This window comes from Enterobacter sp. DVT3837, from assembly GCF_056238685.1.
In genome coordinates this window covers 658,166-679,484 of record NZ_JBWDLA010000002.1, presented here as the reverse complement: position 1 = coordinate 679,484, position 21,319 = coordinate 658,166, and the positions used below count along the sequence as shown (strand labels likewise).

The 21,319-nt window shown below is 51.5% G+C and carries 23 protein-coding genes; 9 read left to right on the top strand and 14 right to left on the bottom strand.

The features are described 5' to 3' along the window. Positions 1–19: 19 nt before the first annotated feature. Both AC0XWG_RS18155 and AC0XWG_RS18150 read right to left on the bottom strand, forming a co-directional pair. Entirely contained in the window at positions 20–1,264 is a 1,245-nt protein-coding gene (locus AC0XWG_RS18155) for an MFS transporter (RefSeq protein WP_108089827.1), read from the bottom strand. Between the two features lie 76 nt (positions 1,265–1,340). After that, a complete protein-coding gene (locus tag AC0XWG_RS18150) occupies positions 1,341–2,429 on the bottom strand; it encodes a 4-oxalomesaconate tautomerase (RefSeq protein WP_475680876.1) in 1,089 nt (362 codons plus the stop codon). Positions 2,430–2,583: 154 nt separating this feature from the next. On the opposite strand from AC0XWG_RS18150, the gene AC0XWG_RS18145 reads away from it, so the two are divergent. Next, positions 2,584–3,513: a LysR family transcriptional regulator gene (locus AC0XWG_RS18145; protein WP_049007304.1), complete on the top strand. Its 930-nt coding sequence runs from the start codon at positions 2,584–2,586 to the stop codon at positions 3,511–3,513. Between the two features lie 37 nt (positions 3,514–3,550). On the opposite strand, the gene nhoA is transcribed toward AC0XWG_RS18145, so the two are convergent. Then, positions 3,551–4,396, bottom strand: a complete 846-nt coding sequence (gene nhoA, locus AC0XWG_RS18140; protein WP_128347639.1) for an N-hydroxyarylamine O-acetyltransferase — start codon at positions 4,394–4,396, stop codon at positions 3,551–3,553. 108 nt (positions 4,397–4,504) lie between these two features. Here nhoA and AC0XWG_RS18135 point away from each other — a divergent pair, with 108 nt between their 5' ends. The 3 genes from AC0XWG_RS18135 to AC0XWG_RS18125 all read left to right on the top strand — a co-directional run bounded on the left by AC0XWG_RS18135 (position 4,505) and on the right by AC0XWG_RS18125 (position 6,017). Next, entirely contained in the window at positions 4,505–5,077 is a 573-nt protein-coding gene (locus AC0XWG_RS18135) for a flavin reductase family protein (protein WP_108089824.1), read from the top strand. Positions 5,078–5,203: 126 nt separating this feature from the next. Beyond that, on the top strand, positions 5,204–5,563 hold the full coding sequence (locus AC0XWG_RS18130) for a CHAP domain-containing protein (RefSeq protein WP_128347638.1): 360 nt from the start codon (positions 5,204–5,206) through the stop codon (positions 5,561–5,563). A gap of 1 nt (position 5,564) precedes the next feature. After that, positions 5,565–6,017, top strand: a complete 453-nt coding sequence (locus AC0XWG_RS18125; RefSeq protein WP_128347637.1) for a DUF3828 domain-containing protein — start codon at positions 5,565–5,567, stop codon at positions 6,015–6,017. A 40-nt stretch (positions 6,018–6,057) separates the two neighbouring features. Here the strand turns inward: AC0XWG_RS18125 and fusA are convergent, their stop codons facing one another. Continuing rightward, complete coding sequence (fusA, locus tag AC0XWG_RS18120) at positions 6,058–8,160, bottom strand: elongation factor G (protein WP_028018895.1); 2,103 nt, start codon at positions 8,158–8,160, stop codon at positions 6,058–6,060. A gap of 159 nt (positions 8,161–8,319) precedes the next feature. On the opposite strand from fusA, the gene AC0XWG_RS18115 reads away from it, so the two are divergent. Beyond that, complete coding sequence (locus tag AC0XWG_RS18115; protein ID WP_028018894.1) at positions 8,320–8,619, top strand: ArsR/SmtB family transcription factor; 300 nt, start codon at positions 8,320–8,322, stop codon at positions 8,617–8,619. A gap of 53 nt (positions 8,620–8,672) precedes the next feature. Here the strand turns inward: AC0XWG_RS18115 and AC0XWG_RS18110 are convergent, their stop codons facing one another. Beyond that, positions 8,673–9,128 carry a GNAT family N-acetyltransferase gene (locus AC0XWG_RS18110; protein WP_049007310.1) on the bottom strand — a complete coding sequence of 152 codons (456 nt, stop codon included), beginning with the start codon at positions 9,126–9,128 and terminating at the stop codon, positions 8,673–8,675. A gap of 148 nt (positions 9,129–9,276) precedes the next feature. Between AC0XWG_RS18110 and pdxR the strand changes: the two genes are divergently transcribed. Next, complete coding sequence (pdxR, locus tag AC0XWG_RS18105; RefSeq protein WP_475680875.1) at positions 9,277–10,755, top strand: MocR-like pyridoxine biosynthesis transcription factor PdxR; 1,479 nt, start codon at positions 9,277–9,279, stop codon at positions 10,753–10,755. A 95-nt stretch (positions 10,756–10,850) separates the two neighbouring features. On the opposite strand, the gene AC0XWG_RS18100 is transcribed toward pdxR, so the two are convergent. After that, positions 10,851–11,087: a tautomerase family protein gene (locus AC0XWG_RS18100; protein ID WP_028018891.1), complete on the bottom strand. Its 237-nt coding sequence runs from the start codon at positions 11,085–11,087 to the stop codon at positions 10,851–10,853. A 60-nt stretch (positions 11,088–11,147) separates the two neighbouring features. On the opposite strand from AC0XWG_RS18100, the gene AC0XWG_RS18095 reads away from it, so the two are divergent. Continuing rightward, complete coding sequence (locus AC0XWG_RS18095; RefSeq protein WP_128347635.1) at positions 11,148–11,609, top strand: winged helix-turn-helix transcriptional regulator; 462 nt, start codon at positions 11,148–11,150, stop codon at positions 11,607–11,609. Positions 11,610–11,642: 33 nt separating this feature from the next. Here the strand turns inward: AC0XWG_RS18095 and AC0XWG_RS18090 are convergent, their stop codons facing one another. Further along, positions 11,643–12,968 carry a 2-hydroxycarboxylate transporter family protein gene (locus AC0XWG_RS18090; RefSeq protein ID WP_028018889.1) on the bottom strand — a complete coding sequence of 442 codons (1,326 nt, stop codon included), beginning with the start codon at positions 12,966–12,968 and terminating at the stop codon, positions 11,643–11,645. Positions 12,969–13,377: 409 nt separating this feature from the next. On the opposite strand from AC0XWG_RS18090, the gene AC0XWG_RS18085 reads away from it, so the two are divergent. Together AC0XWG_RS18085 and AC0XWG_RS18080 are read left to right on the top strand one after the other, a co-directional pair. Further along, on the top strand, positions 13,378–14,325 hold the full coding sequence (locus AC0XWG_RS18085) for an AEC family transporter (protein WP_028018888.1): 948 nt from the start codon (positions 13,378–13,380) through the stop codon (positions 14,323–14,325). A 32-nt stretch (positions 14,326–14,357) separates the two neighbouring features. Continuing rightward, positions 14,358–16,043 carry an NAD-dependent malic enzyme gene (locus AC0XWG_RS18080; RefSeq protein WP_049007314.1) on the top strand — a complete coding sequence of 562 codons (1,686 nt, stop codon included), beginning with the start codon at positions 14,358–14,360 and terminating at the stop codon, positions 16,041–16,043. A 47-nt stretch (positions 16,044–16,090) separates the two neighbouring features. Here AC0XWG_RS18080 and AC0XWG_RS18075 read toward each other — a convergent pair whose 3' ends face one another. The 7 genes from AC0XWG_RS18075 to AC0XWG_RS18045 form a co-directional block, all read right to left on the bottom strand. Continuing rightward, on the bottom strand, positions 16,091–17,092 hold the full coding sequence (locus AC0XWG_RS18075) for a Kdo(2)-lipid IV(A) acyltransferase (protein ID WP_128347633.1): 1,002 nt from the start codon (positions 17,090–17,092) through the stop codon (positions 16,091–16,093). 183 nt (positions 17,093–17,275) lie between these two features. After that, entirely contained in the window at positions 17,276–17,506 is a 231-nt protein-coding gene (pptA, locus tag AC0XWG_RS18070; RefSeq protein WP_475680874.1) for a tautomerase PptA, read from the bottom strand. A gap of 37 nt (positions 17,507–17,543) precedes the next feature. Further along, positions 17,544–18,161, bottom strand: a complete 618-nt coding sequence (locus AC0XWG_RS18065) for a glutathione S-transferase family protein (RefSeq protein ID WP_475680873.1) — start codon at positions 18,159–18,161, stop codon at positions 17,544–17,546. Between the two features lie 49 nt (positions 18,162–18,210). Then, positions 18,211–19,098, bottom strand: coding sequence for a transporter substrate-binding domain-containing protein (locus AC0XWG_RS18060; RefSeq protein WP_475680872.1), 888 nt, complete (start codon positions 19,096–19,098; stop codon positions 18,211–18,213). A 9-nt stretch (positions 19,099–19,107) separates the two neighbouring features. Further along, positions 19,108–19,881 (bottom strand): amino acid ABC transporter ATP-binding protein, encoded by a 774-nt coding sequence (locus AC0XWG_RS18055; RefSeq protein WP_028018882.1) that lies wholly within the window; start codon positions 19,879–19,881, stop codon positions 19,108–19,110. After that, positions 19,865–20,791 (bottom strand): amino acid ABC transporter permease, encoded by a 927-nt coding sequence (locus AC0XWG_RS18050; protein WP_108089815.1) that lies wholly within the window; start codon positions 20,789–20,791, stop codon positions 19,865–19,867. Before AC0XWG_RS18050 ends, AC0XWG_RS18055 begins: the two co-directional genes overlap by 17 nt. A gap of 9 nt (positions 20,792–20,800) precedes the next feature. After that, entirely contained in the window at positions 20,801–21,310 is a 510-nt protein-coding gene (locus AC0XWG_RS18045; RefSeq protein WP_028018880.1) for a GNAT family N-acetyltransferase, read from the bottom strand. Between the last annotated feature and the right edge of the window lie 9 nt (positions 21,311–21,319).

Below are 21,319 nucleotides of genomic sequence, written 5' to 3'. Positions count from 1 at the left end.
GAACACATTGCCATGCTATTTATTCAGCTGACTGCGCTGGAACCAGTGCTTGTTTATTGCCGGATGCCAGATACGTTGCCACCACAACACCTACGCCAAGTAATGCCAGAATAAATCCAGTCATACCCTGCCAGCCCATTGAATGGAAGACGAAACCGTTGATAAAACCAATAACCGAACCGCCCATGTAGTAGAAGAATAAATAGAGCGCGACGGCCTGGCCTCTTGCATGAGTTGCATTTTTACTGACCCAGCTTAAACCGATAGAGTGGCAGCCGAAGAAACAGCCGGTAAAAATCACAGCGCCAACAATAAAGGTGACGACATTCGACGTCAGCGTCAGCAGCATGCCCAGAGCCATGATCAGGAACAGCACGCGCAAGACTTTCATTGCGCCATATTTTGCCGATAAGCGACCTGCCTGCGGAGCCGTAAAGAAACTCAGGGCAAAGCTAAAGGAGAGCAGACCTGCATTTGCCGGTGAAATATGGAACGGCTCACCTTTCAGGAAGAAGGCCAGATAGTTATACAGTGAGGTGAATGCGCCGAAGATAATGAAGCTGATGACAAACGCCAGCGCCAGATTTTTGTTTTTAAAATGCGATGCCGCCCCTTTCACCATACGCATTACGTTAAGACTCTGCGTAGGCGTGAAGTTTTTCGATTCTGGCAGCAGGAACTTCACCAGAATGGCAACCGCAATCAAACTGACCGCAAACCCGTAGAAGATGACATTGATTGAAACGTGGTCGATCAGCTGGCTGGCAACAATACGTCCGGACATTCCACCCATCGAGTTCCCAAAGACAAAATATCCCGTCACGATGCCTGCCGCCACCGGTGCAACCTCTTCACTGATGTAGGCCGTTGCCGCCGCCGCGATGCCACTCAGCGCCAGACCAATCACCGCACGCAGCGCCACCAGCATTGCCCAGGATTCCACCAGCGGGCACAGCAGCGTCAGAATGCCGCCCAGCAGAAGGGAGACGATAATTAACCGTTTTCTGCCGTAGTGATCGGATAATGTACCGGTAAACAGCAACCCAATTGCCAGCAATGCGGTTTCTGCTGACAGAATAATACTCACCTGACTGACAGGAACGTTATATTCCACAGCAAGCGTCGGGAGCAGTGGCTGAATAAAGAACAGAGAAGCAAGCTCAGCAAGCCCTGATAATGCCAGGGCCAGAATCACGCGAATATGCGCACTGGCTTTTACAGGATCAGGAGCCCTCTGGGTATTGTTAGCATGAGTTAACGCCATAATAACCTCAGTATTATAGTTAAGGTACAGAATGTAATTTTTTTAATGCTGGTTGTTTATTTGATTAATATTTTCATCAATCAACTTCAGACAATGTATTTTCAGGCACACAAACAACACCTTCAAATAACTTGCGTGTAGTACGAATAACAGCCGCACGGGTGTTTTCGATTTTGTCACCCTCCCTCAATAATGAAACGGATATTTTTCCGCTGGGGTGTTCAATATCAATAATATTGGTAAATAACCCCTTTGGACGGTCGGCGATGATTTTAAAGGCCACTGAGCCCTCAATCAGCGTCACGGTCGATATGCCGATCGAACCGGTAATGGCCAGCGACTTATGGCATGTATGTGGCATGAAATAACGAACCTGGAGCGTTCCGCCTTTACATGCCCGACTGAGGAGAACCGGTTTAGGGATCACTTTGTTCGATACATCCCCTAATCCCATCGCCGTGCCAGCCTGGCGCCGCACGCTCTCCAGCCTTTCTTTAAACTCACGATCGGCATCCAACTCTGCCGGTGACTCCCCTCCTGTTTTCCCTAGTGCTGATGCCTCAATCAGCACCATCGGCATCGCCATATCAATACAGGTGACTTCGATACCATCGAATACATCCGTCACGCTGTCGGTCGGCAGCAGTTTCCCTGTTTTAGACCCCGCAGAATTCAGGAACGTTAAGCCAATCGGTGCCGCTGTACCCGGCACACCGTCGATTTGGGTATCGCCTTCATACTCAACCCGATAGTCTGGCGTCTGAACTTCAGCATCAACCAGAGTACCGGTATTGAGATTGCGGATACGCACTGTCGTCACCGGGCTTTGCGCCTTCACCAGCCCTTTTTCAATGGCAAAAGGCCCCACGGCGCAGAGCATATTCCCGCAATTTGGTGTGGTATCGACACGACGTTCGTTCACCATCACTTGTGCGAATAAGTAATCTACATCCGCGTCCGGACTGTTGGACGGACTGACGATCGCCACCTTACTGGTTTGCGGGCTTCCGCCACCAATGCCGTCAATTTCGAGTTCATGGCCTGCGCCCATTAGGCTGAGTAATACCGCGTCACGCGCTTCGGTTTCCGCTGGCAGGTCGCTGGCCAGAATGACGGGACCTTTTGACGTACCGCCACGCATTAATACGCAAGGGATCTTTAACATGTCTTTTTCTCATTTCGTTTTTATCAGGAACGCAATAAGGTTTTCACACTCCAGTTGATAACTCTAATGTCAAAAAAAGAAGGATTAATACGCTTTGCACATTAATACCCCCTGCGTTAGCATGGTTAAGATGAAGCGAGAATGGGGTGCAGATATGCAGCATGAATTACAGGGAATACAAGCGTTTGTAAAAATTGCAGAAATTGGATGTTTTACAAAAGCATCGCAATTTCTTCACATCTCACAACCTGCTTTAACACGCAGAATTCAGAAACTGGAAGAAAGCCTGGGGACCACGCTGTTTGAACGTTCCACTCGCAGCGTCAAGCTGACGACGGTGGGCCGAGAGTTTTTACCTAAGGCAAAGAATTTAATAGATTTTTATGAAAGCTCAGTCATGAGTATTAAAGAGATGGCAACACATCAGGCAGGTGTTATTACCGTTTCCTGTATCCCTACTGCCGCGTTCTATTTTCTGCCTTCAGTGATACGAGATTATAACAATGCCTATCCAAACATCCGTATTCGCATACTTGAGCACAGTGCCAGCGATTGTCTCGAAGCCGTTTTAAATGGCGACGCAGATTTCGGTATAAATATGATAAACATCACACATCCAAATATCGATTTTGCGCCGTTGGTGAATGAACCCTTTGTTCTGGCATGTCGCCGCGACAATGAACTGGCAAAAAAGCCGCTGGTAACATGGGACGATCTGGCTGGAATGAAGCTGATTGGGGTTAGGCGTTCAAGCGGAAACCGTTCCCTTATCGATCAGGCGTTTGAGAAAATGGCGTGGAAACCTAACTGGTTTTATGAAGTTCGACATCTTTCAACGTCACTGGGGATGGTAGAAGCGGGTCTCGGGGTCTCTGTCGTTCCCAGCCTGGCTATGCCGGCCGATGAGCATCATATTCTGGTCAGCCGGCCGCTGATTGAACCCGTCATACGGCGCACGTTAGGCCTTGTACAGCGCAGGGAAACGCCTCTCAGCCCGGCGGCGGAAAAATTCAGAGACATGCTTGTTCAACTGTGGTCTGGAGAAAAAAACAGCCCGTGGATCAGCAAGTTTACCCAGCTGTAAGCCTTATACGGCAAAGGGGCGTTAGCCCCTTTTCACCTTATTTCCCTGCCTGTGGATGTGTTTCAAACCCTGCCATCACCGCTGTCAGTTCCGCCAGTGAAAAGCCGTGCTTAGGATCATCAATGCCCAACCCAAAACGCGTCTGCATCAGTTGATACAGCGCCGCAGCATCAGGAAGATGGATCTGCTCCTCCACATGGCCATTCTGCCAGTGGGTAAAGTTGAAGTTGGTCAGCGTCAGCTTGCCACCGTCCGGCAAGTGGCGGCACATCAGCAAATGATGACGGAAATGCGACTGCGGCCAGTGTGCTGACCAGAAGTTGCCCATGACATAATCACTGAAATATTGCGTCGTCAGATCAAAATGGTACATCGACTGCCAGTGCTCGTGGTGCCGGAACTGCAATACCCAGTCATTGCCCTCGCTCAGCAAACGATACGCCCCGTGCGGCGTTGTCTGTTCTTCGTTAGCGAGCAACCGAATCGGCGCCGTCAGCGTCTGTCCGCCAAAGCCTACGTCCGCAATCCAGCGCTCACCGTTAAGCTCAACCAGCAGCAGACGGTGTGTTCGCGGCGGCATTTGTGGTGGATTCGCTAATACCACGCGCCCGAGCACACTGCGTACCGTAAAACCGACTTCGCGCAGCACCCGTTCGAATAAGCCATTTTGCTCAAAACAATATCCCCCACGTCGCGCTGTTAGCAGTTTGTCGACCAGACACCGATCGTCAAGATGGATTTCACGCGGCAGGACGACATCAATATTCTCGAAAGGGATCGCACAGTTGTGGTGTAAATGCAGCGCGCGCAGCGTGTCGATATTAACCCCGGTCGGTTGATTCCAGCCGATACGGGCGAAATAGGCAGTCAGAAATGGGGACATGCATCAGTTTCCTTTGATAGTGATGTTTTGTTTATAAACTAATTCTACGCGCCCACTTTGATTTACGTGCTTTTTCGTCATACTCATCGTTGTACATGAGGAGACCCTATGAGCTACTTTCGCCCCGTTGAATTACATCATGCCAGCCGTCTGCTGAACCACGGCCCTACTGTGCTTATCACCAGTCGGGATGAAAGCCTCGACAGACGCAACGTTATGGCCGCCGCATGGTCAATGCCCGTTGAGTTTGAACCGCCGCGTATCGCGATCGTCGTGGATAAAAGTACCTGGTCGCGTGAGCTGATTGAACGCAGTGGGATGTTCGGCATCGTTATCCCCGGCGTGGCGGCGGCAAACTGGACCTGGGCAGTCGGTAGCGTTAGCGGGCGCGATGAAGACAAATTTAACTGCTACGGGATCCCGGTGGTGAACGGTCCGGAACTCGGTTTGCCCGTCATTGAAGAAAAATGTCTGGCATGGATGGAGTGTCGTTTACTCCCGGTGACCGCAGCGGCTGAAAAATATGACACGCTGTTTGGTGAAGTGGTTTCTGCCGCAGCCGATGAACGCGCGTTCTTCGCCGGACGCTGGCAGTTTGACGGAGATAAGCTGAATACGCTGCATCATCTTGGTGCGGGGACGTTTGTGGCTAGCGGGAAGATAGTGAAGGCGCTGGATTGATTTAATTAATTATATCCTGCTGAATTATATTAAATTTTTATGGCATTTTAAGTTTACCATGACGTGGTAAAACGGAGGATATTTCCAGGGCTGTTGCATTAGCGATCTCTCAATAAGGAAATATCAATGTCATGGAATAAATATGCCGCTGTTGAATATGCCAAAAATCATGTTTATCAAGAAAGTCACAGAAAGTGTGAGCTTTTTGTGAAAAACGCGATAATTGCTGGCGGCTTGCCTATTCATGGAATAGGTTCGGCAAAGAACATGGGTCTAACTTTGTCTCAGGTTGGGTTCCAAAAAGTTATCGGAGCCCCGCAGTTAGGCGATGTTGTAGTTATACAGTCCATAGCAAACCATCCAGATGGTCATGTTTGTATTTATGATGGCCATCAATGGCTAAGCGACTTCGCGCAACGTACTATGTATCCTGGTTCAGGATATAGAAAATCCCACCCTTCTTATCAGCTTTACAGGCATTATTGATATGAAAATCATACCCATTCTTTCCTTATTAATAACCTGCTCGGCCTGCGCAGGCTATAGTGATAATGCGGCAAAAGCAGCGTTAAATTTCAATAAATGGTACATTGCGCAATATACTGCAAACAAATTCCCCATCACGGACAATGCTGAAATAAATAAATACGTCACAGCAAGCACCATGAAAAAATTGCGTCATGCTCAGGATCCTCGCTTTGCTGATGAAGAGTTTTATGATGCTGATTTCTTTCTGAAGTCGCAGGATATTGAGGAAGATTGGGCAGATAATGTGACTGTGGTTTCATCCGAATACGATCCCGTTTGCACCAATATTTATGTGTCGTTCGGGAAGAAAGAGGAATATACGGTCATCGATTGTATGGTTAAAGAAAAAGGTATCTGGAAGATTCAGTCTGTTTCAGGACAAGCAATTCAGCGCAACGAACATCTCAAATAGAAAAACACATGGTAGCCCAACGACTACCATGTGCAATTAATTAACTCTTAGCACGTCGTGAAATAATCTCATCCGCAACATTTCGCGGTGCTTCCGCAAAATGATGGAACTCCATCGTATACGTCGCACGCCCCTGTGACATCGAGCGCAGCGTGGTGGCATAACCAAACATCTCTGCCAGCGGCACGTCAGCGCGAATAATCTGGCTTCCGTACTGCTCTTCCATCCCCTGCACCATGCCACGGCGAGAAGAGAGATCGCCCATAATGTTGCCGGCGTACTCTTCCGGTGTTTCCACCTCAACATGCATGATCGGCTCAAGAATCACCGGATCCGCCCTGCGAGCGCCCTCTTTAAATCCGAGGATCGCCGCCATGCGGAACGCCATCTCCGAGGAGTCGACATCGTGATAAGAACCAAACGTCAGCGTCGCTTTGACATCGACCACCGGATACCCCGCCAGCACGCCGCTGTTCATCGCTTCCCGAAGCCCTTTTTCAACGGACGGGATATACTCGCGCGGCACCACGCCGCCCTTGGTGGCATCTTCAAACGTAAATCCGCTGCCCGGTTCAGTCGGCTCAAGGCTCAGTACCACATGACCGTACTGTCCTTTACCGCCGGACTGACGGACAAACTTACCTTCGATATCCTTCACCGCTTTACGCAAGGTTTCCCGGTAGGTCACCTGTGGACGACCGATGTTCGCCTCGACGCCAAACTCACGCTTCATGCGGTCGACGATAATCTCAAGGTGTAACTCACCCATCCCGGAGATAATCGTCTGGCCGGACTCTTCGTCAGTATGCAGGCGGAAAGAGGGGTCTTCCGCCGCCAGACGCTGCAGCGCGATCCCCATTTTTTCCTGATCGCCTTTGGTTTTCGGCTCGATAGCAAGGGAGATAACCGGATCCGGAAACTCCATGCGTTCAAGCGTGATGACGGCATTCGGATCGGTGAGCGTGTCACCGGTTGTCACATCTTTCAACCCAACGCAGGCCGCGATATCACCGGCGCGCAGTTCATCCACCTCGTGGCGATCGTTGGCATGCATCAGCACAATACGCCCAATGCGCTCTTTCTTCCCTTTCACCGGGTTATACACCGCGTCGCCTTTGCGCAGCACGCCAGAGTAAACGCGGATAAAGGTCAGTTGCCCGACGTACGGATCGCTCATCAGTTTGAATGCCAGAGCGGAGAACGGCTCATCATCACTGGGATGACGCTCAGCGTGCTGGCCTTTTTCATCCACGCCATCAATGGCTGGCACATCCAGTGGTGACGGCATCAACTCAATGACCGCATCGAGCATGCGCTGCACACCTTTGTTTTTGAACGCGCTGCCGCACAGCATAGGCTGGATTTCACCCGAGATAGTGCGAATACGCAGACCTCTGATGATTTCCGCCTCGTCCAGATCGCCGGTTTCCAGATATTTATCCATGAGCTCATCGCTGGCTTCCGCCGCCGCAGAGACCATTTTTTCCCGCCATTCCTTCGCGGTACTCAGTAAATCATCCGGCACGGGCGCATAGGTGAACACCATGCCCTGGGTGGCATCGTCCCACAAAATGGTACGCATTTTGATGAGATCCACCACGCCGGTGAAGTGTTCCTCCGCGCCAACCGGAATAACAATCGGTACCGGGTTCGCTTTCAGACGTTCCTGCATCATACGTACGACGCGGAAGAAGTCGGCACCCGGACGATCCATTTTGTTAACGAAGGCCAGCCGCGGCACGTGATATTTATTCGCCTGACGCCAGACGGTTTCGGACTGCGGCTGAACGCCGCCAACGGAGTCATACACCATCACGGCACCGTCGAGTACACGCATGGAACGTTCCACCTCAATGGTGAAATCCACGTGCCCCGGGGTGTCGATGATGTTGATCCGGTGCGGTTCAAACCCTCTGTCCATACCCGGCCAGAAGCAACTCACGGCCGCGGACGTAATGGTGATCCCGCGCTCTTGCTCCTGCGCCATCCAGTCAGTTGTTGCCGCGCCATCGTGTACTTCACCCAGTTTGTGGCTCATCCCGGTGTAAAAAAGGATGCGCTCGGTGGTGGTCGTTTTACCGGCATCGATATGCGCGGAGATACCGATGTTGCGATAACGTTCGAGGGGGATGGGTCGGGGCATAATATTTCCTTAGTCAGTAAGACAGGTTGTGACGACCAGGATGGTCGTGTATTCGTTCGTTTGCTATAATAGTCCCATTGTACGAGTATTATCGAACTATTTTTTAACGATTGACCTATTGTTGATATAGCTCAATCTGACACCAGACGCAGGAAAACGATGATCCAAAACCACCCCGAAACTGAACAGATACTGCTGGAAAATGTGTTGTTTGCCCTCGGCAACCCGCTCAGGCTGTCGATTATCCGCAGGCTTGCCGATGGTTGCGAGCTAAGCTGTAACGCACTACGCCCGGAAGATGTGGTGAAGTCCACAATGACACATCACTGGCGCGTATTGCGTGACAGCGGAGTGATCTGGCAACGTCAGCAGGGACGAGAGAATATGATTTCTTTGCGTAGAGACGATCTCGATGCCCGTTTCCCGGGACTGATGGACATACTGTTACAGGCTAAATAATAGCTTGAAACGCCCCGTCAACATTTGAGGGGGCATCACGTCAGCGAAGGGATTTATCTTACGTGCATACGATATTCAATCATGCCGCTTTTTTTCGCGACCCAGTCATACAATCGTTGCCCGCGGTAGTTGGTTTCATGTGTATGCCAGTAAAGATGACGCGCATGATGTTTTCTCGCTTCTCGCTGAACATATTCTATTAACTGTTTACCAATGTGTTTGCCCCTGACGGCATCGCAAACATATAAATCTTCAAGATAACAGTAATCGCTCTCCGCCCAGGTTGAACGGTGGAAAAGATAATGCGCAAAACCCACCACCTCTCCGTTATATCTTGCCACTAAGCAAAATAGTGGCTCAATAGGGCTGAAAAATCGTTGCCAGGTGCGCTGAGTGACTGCCCCGGAGAGATCGACATTATAAAATTCTTGATATTTACCCCACAGTGGCATCCAGCTCTCGTAATCACTTTCCTGAACAGCCTCAATGGTCACAATCGTATTATTCATAACAACCTCTTTGTTTATTCATTCACGGTTTCGGGATGAGTGTATGCGCTAAATGGCACGTTTAGCCCCGCCAATTTTCGCAAGTGAAGCAGACCAATTTTGCCGTGTTGTTTTATAATGGAGGCCACACGAGGGAGAGTGGGTAAAGATGTTTAAGCACGCACAACTTGAAACGGTTAAGGCATGGATTATTGATCCTTCCAACGGATCGCTGCCCCTGCATGAAAGGATCCAGAGAGCAATACGGACACTGATACTGGAAGGGATCTTATCTCACGGTAAGGCCCTTCCCGCTTCACGCGCGCTGGCGAGTTCACTGAGTGTTTCCCGGGATACGATTGAAGCAGCTTATTCCAGCCTGCATGCAGAAGGTTTTATTGAGCGGCAAACCGGCAGAGGAAGCTTTGTCTCTTCCAGCGCACGGTTTTTAAAACCGCATTCCCGGCAGCAGCATCCTGCCGCTGATAGACGAAAGGCAAAACTCAGCGCTCGTGGAAAGATCATCTATGAAAGTGGCGGGATCCGCGAATTTTCCTCGCCCCGCCCACTGGCACCGGGTATCCCCGAGACGCGCATGTTTCCCATTCCAACCTGGGAGCGACTTCAGCGGCAGGTTCTTAAGGAATATCAACACCAGATATTAGAGCAAAGCCCTCCGCAGGGCATGGAACGCCTACGGCGAGCAATCGCGGAATATGTCAATCTTGAGCGGGGGACGCGTGCGAGGGCTGAACAGATCATCATTCTGACCAGTTCTCAGCAGGCCCTTGCTCTCTGTTCCCACGTGCTGATGGACGCAGAGGATGGCATTGCCATTGAAGATCCCTGCTATCAAGGGGCATACAAAGCGTTTAAATCTGCCGGACTACACTGTCTTCCGGTTCCTCTTGACGATAAAGGCATCTCAATTGACGCGCTGAATGCTCTGACCAGTCCTGCCAGGGCTATCTACCTTACCCCTTCTCATCAATATCCTACCGGGGTGACGCTCTCTCTTGACAGACGCCTGGCTGTCATTGACTGGGCAAATCGTCACTCCGCCTGGATCATTGAGGACGACTACGACAGTGAGTTTCACTATGAAGGGAAGCCTATGGCCTGTCTTCAGGGGCTTGATGCGTTCAACCGGACAATTTATATCGGGACTTTCACCAAGTCCCTGTTCCCCGGGCTACGTATTGCGTACATGATTGTTCCCTCAGAACTGGTAGAGTCGATGACCACGGCCAGGACATTAATGGACGGCCATACCGCCTCAATATCCCAACTGACGCTGGCGAAATTTTTGGAGGGAGGGCATTTTGGTGCCTATATTCGCAAGATGCGTAGCGTTTATGTTACTCGCCGCAACAAACTGGCCAGTCTGATGGATGAGTATCTTTCTGATTATGTTGAGTGCGTAATACCAACAGGTGGAATGCAGATGCCTTGTCACCTCAGGCACGGGATCTCCGAGAAGGAGATTGCCGCCGCCGCCCGCCGCGCAAATGTTGATATATTAGGGCTTACCAGTTTATATGCAGACAAACCCCTGACCAGCGGTTTTTTGATGGGTTTTGCCGCTTATACGGAGAGGGAAATAGAAGACGCAGTCAAAAAACTGGCCGCAATTTTCCGTCTTGTTTGAAGCTGTCGACTGTCCATCGGTCGAAACTCGTTGCGGGCGAACCCGGCTGCAAACAAGGTTTCACCGGGAGATACTGTGTCCCTCCCGGCCTCTTATCAGGACGCCTGCGTCGACGCGAATTTCTTCGCAATCATTTCAGCGGTAGGCTGTAATCCCCCCAGGCTCCATTGCTCCGGGTCATGCTCATCAATACGGATCCAGACCGAGCGCCGGAATTCCGGATCCCCTTTCCCTTCGATTTCCACCATTAAGTCCGTCATTCGGCGCAACAGCTCGCTCTTCTGCTCGGCATTCATGATCCCTTTAATCGTTTGTACATTTACAAAAGGCATTGTATTCTCCCTATAAGCAAGGTCTAAAAATCATACTTAGATTAAAAAGGAAAACATCCTGTGTCAAAAGATAAATTGTTGCCTTACCTCTCGCCCGAACTGTGCGGTCTGGCTGAAGGGGCAAAAATCTTGGGCGATCAATGGATTTTGTTGATTCTGAGAGAGGCGTTTTACGGTGTGACGCGTTTCGAAACCATGCGAATACATACCGGAATAACGAAACAGACGTTAGCGACACGTTTAAAGTTGATGACAGAACTGGGGTTGCTTTCCCGTATACCTTACCGGGAAGAGGGAGCACGGGAACGGTATGAGTACCAGCTTACCGACAAAAGCCGCACCCTTGCCCCGGTGCTTTTATCTTTGATGGAATGGGGACACAAACATGTTTTACACACCGCACCGCATTTAACCCTGGTGGATAAAGAAAGCGGCGAACCGGTGCATATTGGTTATGTGAATGCGCAGGGTCATGAGGTGAAACAAAACCATGTTCAGATTGTGCCAACAACAAAGGGGTAAGCCCGGGGGGTTACCCGGCTTACCCCTGCTACGTTACATAATCCAGCCCATCAGCAGCGTGGCGATGATCACCGTCGATGCACCGCCGATACGGGTGGCAATCTGTGCAAACGGCATGAGCGACATTCGGTTAGAGGCAGACAAAATAGCCACATCCCCTGTCCCGCCCAGACCACTGTGGCAGCAGGTGACAATGGCCGCTTCCACAGGATACATATTCAGACGCGAGGCAATAAAATAGCCGCTCAGCGCCATCGCAATCACCACCGAACCACAGACCACCACGTAGCCCACCGAGAAGACTGACACCACGCTCTCAAGCGGCACGTATAACATTCCCAGACCAATCATCAGTGGCCAGACGAGCGCAGCCGAGACGAATTTATAGCAACTGTGCGCGCCCTGTTCCATTGAAGCCGGGATCACCTTGAAGTACTTACACAATACGGCTATCAGGATCATCAGCACCGGACCGGGAATGTGTACCAGTTTTTCAAACAACCCGCCGACGATGAAAAATGCGCACACCATCAGTAACCCGCCTCCCATCAGATGGAAATCTGTCTGCTGAGCACTGTCCGCGCCCGCAAAGAGGCTGCTGTCTTCTTTGCTACGGGTTAACATGCCATTACCCGACAATGCAGGACGTTTCATTCCCAGACGCGCCAGCGAGCCTGCACAAATAATGGCGAAGATATTCCCCACCACCGCGGCGGGCGCCAGTTGAGCAACATAGACGTCCGGTGTATGACCAAGGATTGCCGAATAGGCCAGGGACAACGGCAAAATCCCCTCACCAATCCCGCCACCAATGATCGGCACGATGATAAAAAAGAAGGTGTGGTACGGGGTATAGCCAAACAGTGAACCCACGATGAGCCCGCTCAGTACCGCCATGAAAGTCCCGGCCACCAGTGGGATAAACATGCGCATCATCCCCTGGATAAGCAGTATCCGGTTCATCCCCAGAATGCTCCCTACCACCAGACAGGCGATGACGAAATAGAGCAGATTTGCCTCTTTCATCAACAGATGCACCGTATCCAGCGTGTGTTTTTCGAAGACACCAAAATAGACCAGTACGGAGGGGACCATCAGACACAGGATTGCCGGGCCGCCGATGTCTTTCAGCAACGGGATTTGCCGCCCCACTTTCGCAAACGCAAAACCAAGGGTCATGATGACTGCGAGTCCGCCGATCATATTTTTCGGCAGCAAGCCTGCCCAGGCAGAGGTCGCCACAATGGCAGCGATCCCGACGAATAGCATCAACGGAACTGCGCCAACCTCGGTATTGTAAAGCCCAAAGGCGAAACGCGTGGACGACAACTCAGAAGTCGGTACAGGATTATCTTTCATATAATCACCTGATAATTGTGTTCGGATATGCAAAGAAAAGGAATAAACACGGAATTATTCCAATACGGATAAATGTTATTTAATATCAATTAAAGACTTACGTGGCCTTTTCTAAAAACAGGCTCAGTGTAAAAAATAACATGCGGGGCCTGAAAGAAGTGTGAACAATACAACCCTTTCCCGTTAAATAACTTTATTCATCATTTAGTAACTAAAGTTATTTTAGGCAGGCATTGCTGTTTTCTTGTGCCTAATCAATTTTTGCCACCCCTATTACTTATCCAACTAACGCAATCATTTTGAAATTAATAAAACCAGAGAGAGTGTGACCATTGTCACTCTTACCGTGCTATCTAACCGCTAGATTAGCGCTGCAACAAAACACATAAAATACCCTACAGGAAATACTATGCCTTCATTACTATTACAGTCGCTGTTTCCGCTCGTCTTTATAATGCTGCTTGGGTGGTTAAGCGGGAAACTCGGGTATTCCCGACGTGAAGATGCAAACGTTATGGCGACCGTGGTGATTCGTTTTGCACTTCCCTTTCATCTTTTTATTGGCGCATTGCATACCGACCCGAGCAAAATTAAGAACCTGACGTTTATGGCGGTCCTGGTTGTCGGTTTAATGGGTTCGTATTTATTGACATTATTTATTTCACGTTTTGTTTTTCGTCACGATATAAAAACCAGTGCCATTCAGTCTCTGGTTTGTGCCTTTCCGGATATGGCCTACTTTGGGGCACCCGTGCTTGCAGTGTTGATTGGGCCAGAAGGATTCATTGGCGTACTGATCGGCAATATCATCACCAGCGTTATCATGATCCCGTTGACTATCGTCCTGATTCGTATGGGAGATAAGAACAGTCATGATGGTCTGGAATCGCTGCATCCTGGCGCGATGGTGATACAAAACCTCATCAAAGCGGCACGTAATCCTATCGTCTGGATACCCGTTTCCGGTGTATTGCTCAGCCTGGCTGGCGTACAGATCCCGTCAATTCTCAGTATGCCCATTGAGATGGTTGGCAAAGTCTCCGGTGGACTGTCACTGTTTGCTCTCGGCCTGTTATTTTACGGTGAACGTCCAAAATTGAATGTGCAGACATTTACCAATATCAGTATTAAAAACCTCATTCAACCCGCCATCATGGCCGTAGCCGGTATCGCATTTGGTCTTAGCCATACCTTACTCCAGCAGGTTGTTATTATTGGGGCGACGCCTTCCGCTATCGCCGCAGGTATGTTTGCCATACGCAGCGACACCTATATTGATACTGCCTCATCCTCCATATTAATTGGCACTGCCGTCGGAGTACTGACTGAAGGCATTATGATCTATTTAATCTCTTAATCTGTTTTATTTAAAAAATTCAGGAGTTAACCATGTCTCGCAAAGAAGTTCTGTACACTCCCTATAACGGGGCCGTATTGCTGGAAAACCCATTATTAAATAAAGGTCTCGCGTTCATAAAAGAAGAACGTGATAATTTTAACCTGCATGGTTTATTGCCTCACAACGTTGAAACCATTGAAGAACAGACGGAACGCGCGTGGGTACAATTCTGTCATTTTAAAAGTGATATTTCCCGTCATGTGTATCTGCGTAATATTCAGGATACCAATGAGACCCTGTTTTACAATCTCTTACGCTCGCACCTGAAAGAGACATTGCCAATTATCTATACTCCGACGGTAGGTGAAGCTTGCGAGCATTTCTCCACCATTTACCGTCGGGCACGCGGGTTGTTTATTTCATGGCCAAACCGCCATCGTATTGATGAGATGCTGCAAAGTTTCTCGCGCAACGATATTCGAGTGATTGTAGTGACTGACGGGGAACGTATTCTGGGGCTTGGCGATCAGGGTATCGGTGGAATGGGCATCCCGATTGGTAAGCTGTCGCTGTATACCGCCTGCGGAGGGATCCATCCGGCTTCCACCCTGCCCATTATGCTGGATGTCGGGACGAATAATCAGCAGCACCTGGACGACCCGATGTATATGGGCTGGCGCCATCCGCGCATCAGCGACGATCAATATGCTGAATTTATGGATATGTTTGTCAGCACCGTCAAAGCACGCTGGCCAAATGTTCTTCTGCAGTTTGAAGACTTCGCGCAGAAAAACGCCACTAAACTGCTCCAGCGCTACCGCGACCAGCTGTGCTGCTTCAATGATGACATTCAGGGAACGGCAGCCGTCACCGCAGGTACGCTGATTGCGGCAGCCCATGCAGCGGGTACACGCATTCGCGATCAGCGTGTGGTTTTCCTGGGCAGCGGTTCCGCCGGATGCGGAATAGCAGAAAAAATTGTGGCCCTGATGGTTGATGACGGCCTGACCGAGTCCGAAGCCCGCAGCCGGATCTTTATGGTTGACCGCTTTGGCTTGCTGACCGACGATATGACCAACCTGCTCGACTTCCAGAAAAACCTTCTCACCGCGCGTGATGCGATTAGCCACTGGCAGGTAGAAGCCAATAATATCTCCCTGCTGGAAGTGGTAAAAAATGCACATCCGACGGTGATGATCGGCGTTTCAGGCCAGCCAGGACTCTTCAGTGAAGAAATTGTGAAAGAGATGCATCGGCACTGCCCGCGCCCTATTATCATGCCGCTCTCGAACCCGACATCACGGGCAGAGGCGCAGCCACAGGATCTTATCGCGTGGACCCAGGGTGCCGCACTGGTGGCCACCGGTAGCCCGTTTGCCCCGGTGTTCTGGCAAAACGAGCAGTACGACATCGCCCAGTGTAACAACGCCTATATTTTCCCGGGTCTGGGGCTAGGGATCCTGGCCAGCAACGCCCGCCGTGTGACGGAAGAGATGTTGATGGCGGCAAGCCGCAGCCTGGCCGCGCAGTCTCCACTGGTTACCACCGAGAAAGGGGGCTTGTTGCCGCCGGTCGATCGCATTGAAACGGTGTCACGCCAGATTGCCCTCGCCGTTGCCCGTGCGGCGATTGATCAGGGCGTCGCCCCGGCGATAGACAACGAAATCTTGCTGGCGCGCATCGAGCAGACCTGGTGGCAAGCAGATTACGCACCTTATCGCAGGTCTGCCCTGTAGGGGATATTTATGCCCTCACCACAAGAGTGAGGGCATGGTTTTTTGCCTCAGTGCTGTATGCCAGACCGCTCAGAAATCTCTTCAGCGGATAAGATATTAACGGAGGACGTCACGTCTTTTGCACGCGCATATCGGTCCGGCACCCCCTCCGGGCGGGTTTTGAAGCGCCGGTGCAACCACATATACTGTTCTGGTGCCATGCGTACCGCTTGTTCGATCGCTCTGTTCATCTGCGTCGCAACAGATTCTTTATCTCCCCCCTGCAACGCCTCGCTGATATCCTCCAGAATAATCAGTTCATAACCGCTGCCATCCGCCCTGCGTCGCGGCACAAAGGGAATGACGGCGGGCTTAGCGCTTTTGACCAGCATATAGCTTCCAGCGGTCGTCGCGGCATCCGGAACCGCAAAGAACGGCACAAAGACGCTATTGGTTTTGCCATAGTCATGATCCGGGGCATACCACAAAATTTCATTCTGCTTCAGCGAGCGGATCATGCCTTTTAAATCATGACGATCGAGCATAGATTTATTGGAACGCAGACGCCCTCGCGTCTGTAGCCAGTCCAGCAGGGCATTATTATTAGGACGATATACGCCAATACCGGGGTTGAGCATGCCAAATATCCGCGCGCCCAGCTCAAGTGTGAGAAAATGCATTCCCACCAGCACCACGCCATTACCTTTCGCCCGCGCCGTTTCCATGTGCTCATAGCCCCTAACGGTAAAGCATTTCTTAACCCGCCACGCAGGCCAGAACCATGCCATTCCGGTTTCAATCACCCCCATTCCTACCGATTCAAAATTACGCTGCAGCAATGACTCTCGCTCCGCCTTTTTCATCTCCGGGAAACAAAGCTCAAGGTTGCGGCGGGCAATTTCGACGCGGCGGGGAAGCAAGCGCATCGCCAGTCGACCAAGACCATGACCAATTCTGAACAGAAGCGGATAAGGGAGCAGCATGATAAGCCACAGCGCGGCAATGCCTGCCCAGCTTAGCCAGTAACGGGGATGAAGAAAGGCGAATGAAAAACGGGGTAATTTTGTCATCAGAAAATTATCCTTTAACGTGTCTGTCCTTAATTGATTCTGTTGGAGATCTTTCCTAAGGATTAATAATAAGTCAGTCAGAAACGTTAAGTGTAGCGGATAAGACAAAACGCATTTTTATCGTTTTTTGCGAAAAACGGGAAGTTGAACCGGGGAGGACTTATCCGCTCCCCGGCAAAAGATTTACATCGAATACCCTGGCTTCTTAATCAGCTCATCCAGCTTCGGACCTATCTCGGTATCCCAGACCTGGGCCTTCCAGTCTTCCGGCGCTACCTGGTTCAGCGCAACCGACACGGAACTGTCTTTGCTGTTGAAATGGCGAATGATGAGGTCGGCAATATCCGCCGCCAGCGCAGTTTTTTGTTCGTCGTTCAAATCGCGGGGAAAACATTTGATATCTACATGTGGCATGTGCAGGTTTCCAGTTATGAGCCAGGGTTCCACGTTATCAGATAATATTGTTTGTCTTTAACACCTTGTGCAGTTTCGGAAGCTGAGTAACTGTATCCGCAATCGCTGATATCTTCGGGGTATTCGCGGCAAACCATTCATGACGAGGCCCCCAGGTGCGCGTGACCACAATATACACATCAAGCAGCGTCAGGCGTTCACCCAGCGCATAAGGGCTCGCCTTGAGCTGACTGTCGAACCACTGATAGAGCGATTTACGGTACTCAATGCAATTTTTTTGCAGCTGCTCTGGCGCATCGGGCGCCCAGCGCTCGGGATAATCGGCATACGTGAAGGTGGGATAAACATTGGCGACAAACCAGATCAGTAAACGCTGAAACTGCTGGCGTTCGGCCTGTTCTGGAGGTGGAGCAAGCTCGGGACATTTATCGAGTACCATCAGAGCAATCGCCGCGGTTTCTGTCATGATGGTCCCATTTTCCAGCTCCAGCGTGGGCACCTGGCACAGCGGGTTCAGCTTGTGCAACAGCTCACGCTGCGGACCGGGCTGGTCAAACCCGTCCACGTTGATAAATTGATAAGGGATATCAGCCAGGGTTAGCATCACTTCACTGATTGCCGAGCCCCAGCCGGGTACGCCATAGAGTTTAATCATGTTGCCCCCTCAGGGATAAAAACCCTAAGTGTAGAGCACCTTTAGTAGGTTAGTAGGTTATCCCAGGGGGGTTGACCTCGGAGCGCTCCACTGCTTCGCCCTGCTCTCCCCAGCGCGCCAGCACCTTCTGGTAATCTCCCCGCTTAATTGCCCCGTCCAGTACGGCTTGCAGAGCATAAACCAGCTGATTCCCTTTTTTGGTCGTGGTGGCAACCCAGGCTTTTTTCGGCCCTAAACCGACCACGCGGGTTTTGCCTGTCAGTGCAGCTTTATACGCCGACACCGACTGCGGCCCAAAAAAGACATCTGCCCTGCCGGACTGAATATAGAGATTGCCCGAGGCATCGTCGGTCAGATAGACCGGTAGCGCAGGTTCACGCCCTGCCTTTTTGTTCTCTTCGTTCCAGCCCAGCAGAATACGTTCCTGATTCGTGCCAGAGCCAACGATCACCTTTTTCCCTGCCAGATCTTCCGCACTTTTGATTGACTGAATCTCGCTCGTGGATTTCACCGAAAAGGCCAGTGAATCGACGCGATAGGTCGCAAAATCAAATTTCTCTTTCCGCTGCTCGGTTACTGCTATATTCACCAGCGCCACATCATAGCGCCCGGAGGTGATCCCCAGCGGCCAGTCTTCCCACGCCGTGGGGACCAGCTTCAGTTTTAGCCCCAGACTGCCCGCCAGCAGACGAGCAATATCCGGATCGCTGCCAATCCGCGTTCGGTTATCGCTGGCAAGCAGCGCCAGCGGCGGAGAGTTCAGCGCCGAAATGGCCACCGTCAGTGTTCCCGGTTCAACGAACGTATAATCCGCAGGTATCTTTGCCACCGCCTGGGGATCGACCGTTACCGGCAGAGGTCGCTCGTTTGCTGTTAAATCTAAGCTTGCGTGGCTGGCAGCCGAAAAGATCAGCCCCACCAGAAGTCCATATTTCATCTGCGCTCCTTACAGCACTTTTGACAGAAACTGGCGCGTTCGCGGGTGCGACGGACGGTTTAGAACCTCGTCACTGCTGCCCTGCTCCACAATTTTACCGTCGACCATAAACACCACCTGATCCGCCACTTCCCGGGCAAAACCAATCTCGTGGGTCACCACCACCAGCGTAGTGCCGGATCGGGCCAGTTTTTTGATCACGTCCAGTACTTCGCCCACCAGCTCCGGGTCGAGAGCCGAGGTGGGTTCATCAAACAGCATCACGCGAGGACGTAACGCCAGCGCACGAGCGATGGCAATGCGCTGCTGCTGACCGCCGGAGAGATGACGCGACCAGGCATCCGCTTTATCGCGTAAACCCACGACGTCAAGCAGGCTCCAGGCATGCTCTACCGCCTCTTTTTTGCTGAGTTTCTTATGCGCGACAGGTGCCTCAATTAAATTTTCCAGCACCGTGAGATGCGGAAAGAGATTGAAGTTCTGGAACACGTAGCCCACGTTGACACGCTGTTTGAGGATCTCTTTCTCCTTAAGCTCGTAGAGTTTGTCTCCCTGACGGCGATAGCCAATATAATCCCCATCGATCTGGATAAAACCCTCGTCGACTCGCTCCAGATGGTTAATGGTGCGCAAAAGGGTCGATTTACCCGAGCCGGACGGCCCGAGGATCACCGTGACCGATCCCGGAGGGATCTCAAGCGTGACGTTGTCGAGCGCTTTGTGGCGGCCAAAAAACTTACTGACTCCGGTAATGGAAATGTGTCCTTCAGGAGAGGCTTGCATGGATGGGCTCCTGTGCTGGCGAGGTGGTAACAGACCGGGTACGGCTGGCCGCACGGTTCTGATTAACGGCAGAACGGCGTTCGCTGCGGGCAAGACCGCGCTCAACGACATGCTGTATAGCGGACAAAACGGTGGTAATCACCAGATACCAGGCAGCCCCCACCATCAGCAGAGGGATCACCTCCTGCGTACGGTTGTAGATCATCTGAATGGTATAAAACAGTTCCGGCATCGCCAGGACATAAACCATCGCCGTACCTTTGGCGAGACTGATGATTTCATTGAATCCCGACGGCAGAATGGTGCGCAGTGCCTGGGGCAAAATGATGCGCACCGTGCGTCGCCATGCAGGCAGACCAAGCGCAGCGGCAGCTTCATATTGCCCGTGGTCAACGCCGAGAAATCCGCCGCGAATAATCTCTGCGGTATAGGCGCTCTGAACGAGGGTTAACCCCACTACCGCAGTGGAAAACTGCCCCAGCACGTTGATGGTTTCAAAGCTGCCCCAGGTGATGCCGGTGAACGGCACGCCGAGCGAGAGTGTGTCGTAGAGATAGGAAAAGTTGTACAGGATGATCAGCACCACGATCAGCGGTAACGATCGAAACAGCCAGATGTAACCCCACGCCAGGCTGCTCAACAGCCAGGATGAAGAAAGTCTCGCCAGGGCCAGCATGCCGCCAATCACCACGCTCAGCGCGGTGCCGATCAGCGTCAGCAGAAGCGTTTGCCCTACACCTTCAAGGATCACCGGGTCAAAGAACCAGCGGGCGAACACTGCCCACTCCCAGCGCGGGTTAAAGGCTACGGACTGAATCACGACCGCCAGCACAAACAGCGCTACCGCGGCGCCAACGGCCCGCAGCGGATAACGCGCCGGGACCACCTTAATGGTTTCAACGTTGCTCATCGTCGTTCCTCATGCGGTTTTACTGAACGCTTCGCGTACCAGCGTTTTGGTGAAACGCAGCCGACCGTCAAACGGTGGCTGACTGTACTCTTCCGGATTGCGGTTGAGATCGAACTGCGGTTGGTACCCCTGGCTGAGATAGAGCCTGACCGCCTCCGGCTGACGAAAACCGGTGGTGAGGTAAATCTGGCTGTAACCGGCCAGCACCGCCCTGCGCTCCAGTTCCGCCACTACCCGGCCAGCAAGTCCCTGCTGACGCAGGGATTTATTTGTCCAGATACGTTTAATTTCAGCGGTACGCTCGTCAAAGGGTTTGTATGCGCCGGTGGCAATAATCTCGCCATCGCGCTCCAGCACGATGAACAGCCCCTGCGGCGCTAAGTACCACTCGGTAAGTTCCACTTCAGCGTCTTTAGAGAAGTAGTCACCGTAGCGGGCCGCATATTCTCCAAACAGCCCCTCGATAACAGGTTGAAGATCCGCATCTTCTGGTGACACATCCCGGAATTGTTCGCTCATAGCCCCTCC

Coding starts and splice junctions, on each gene's coding strand:
- AC0XWG_RS18130 (WP_128347638.1), top strand. CDS start 5,204: ATGTCATGGAATAAATATGCCGCTGTTGAATATGCCAAAAATCATGTT.
- pdxR (WP_475680875.1), top strand. CDS start 9,277: ATGTTTAAGCACGCACAACTTGAAACGGTTAAGGCATGGATTATTGAT.
- AC0XWG_RS18050 (WP_108089815.1), bottom strand. CDS start 20,791: ATGAGCAACGTTGAAACCATTAAGGTGGTCCCGGCGCGTTATCCGCTG.
- AC0XWG_RS18080 (WP_049007314.1), top strand. CDS start 14,358: ATGTCTCGCAAAGAAGTTCTGTACACTCCCTATAACGGGGCCGTATTG.
- AC0XWG_RS18085 (WP_028018888.1), top strand. CDS start 13,378: ATGCCTTCATTACTATTACAGTCGCTGTTTCCGCTCGTCTTTATAATG.
- AC0XWG_RS18135 (WP_108089824.1), top strand. CDS start 4,505: ATGAGCTACTTTCGCCCCGTTGAATTACATCATGCCAGCCGTCTGCTG.
- AC0XWG_RS18060 (WP_475680872.1), bottom strand. CDS start 19,098: ATGAAATATGGACTTCTGGTGGGGCTGATCTTTTCGGCTGCCAGCCAC.
- AC0XWG_RS18090 (WP_028018889.1), bottom strand. CDS start 12,968: ATGAAAGATAATCCTGTACCGACTTCTGAGTTGTCGTCCACGCGTTTC.
- AC0XWG_RS18075 (WP_128347633.1), bottom strand. CDS start 17,092: ATGACAAAATTACCCCGTTTTTCATTCGCCTTTCTTCATCCCCGTTAC.
- AC0XWG_RS18155 (WP_108089827.1), bottom strand. CDS start 1,264: ATGGCGTTAACTCATGCTAACAATACCCAGAGGGCTCCTGATCCTGTA.
- nhoA (WP_128347639.1), bottom strand. CDS start 4,396: ATGTCCCCATTTCTGACTGCCTATTTCGCCCGTATCGGCTGGAATCAA.
- AC0XWG_RS18055 (WP_028018882.1), bottom strand. CDS start 19,881: ATGCAAGCCTCTCCTGAAGGACACATTTCCATTACCGGAGTCAGTAAG.
- AC0XWG_RS18115 (WP_028018894.1), top strand. CDS start 8,320: ATGATCCAAAACCACCCCGAAACTGAACAGATACTGCTGGAAAATGTG.
- AC0XWG_RS18110 (WP_049007310.1), bottom strand. CDS start 9,128: ATGAATAATACGATTGTGACCATTGAGGCTGTTCAGGAAAGTGATTAC.
- AC0XWG_RS18065 (WP_475680873.1), bottom strand. CDS start 18,161: ATGATTAAACTCTATGGCGTACCCGGCTGGGGCTCGGCAATCAGTGAA.
- pptA (WP_475680874.1), bottom strand. CDS start 17,506: ATGCCACATGTAGATATCAAATGTTTTCCCCGCGATTTGAACGACGAA.
- AC0XWG_RS18150 (WP_475680876.1), bottom strand. CDS start 2,429: ATGTTAAAGATCCCTTGCGTATTAATGCGTGGCGGTACGTCAAAAGGT.
- AC0XWG_RS18145 (WP_049007304.1), top strand. CDS start 2,584: ATGCAGCATGAATTACAGGGAATACAAGCGTTTGTAAAAATTGCAGAA.
- AC0XWG_RS18125 (WP_128347637.1), top strand. CDS start 5,565: ATGAAAATCATACCCATTCTTTCCTTATTAATAACCTGCTCGGCCTGC.
- fusA (WP_028018895.1), bottom strand. CDS start 8,160: ATGCCCCGACCCATCCCCCTCGAACGTTATCGCAACATCGGTATCTCC.
- AC0XWG_RS18100 (WP_028018891.1), bottom strand. CDS start 11,087: ATGCCTTTTGTAAATGTACAAACGATTAAAGGGATCATGAATGCCGAG.
- AC0XWG_RS18045 (WP_028018880.1), bottom strand. CDS start 21,310: ATGAGCGAACAATTCCGGGATGTGTCACCAGAAGATGCGGATCTTCAA.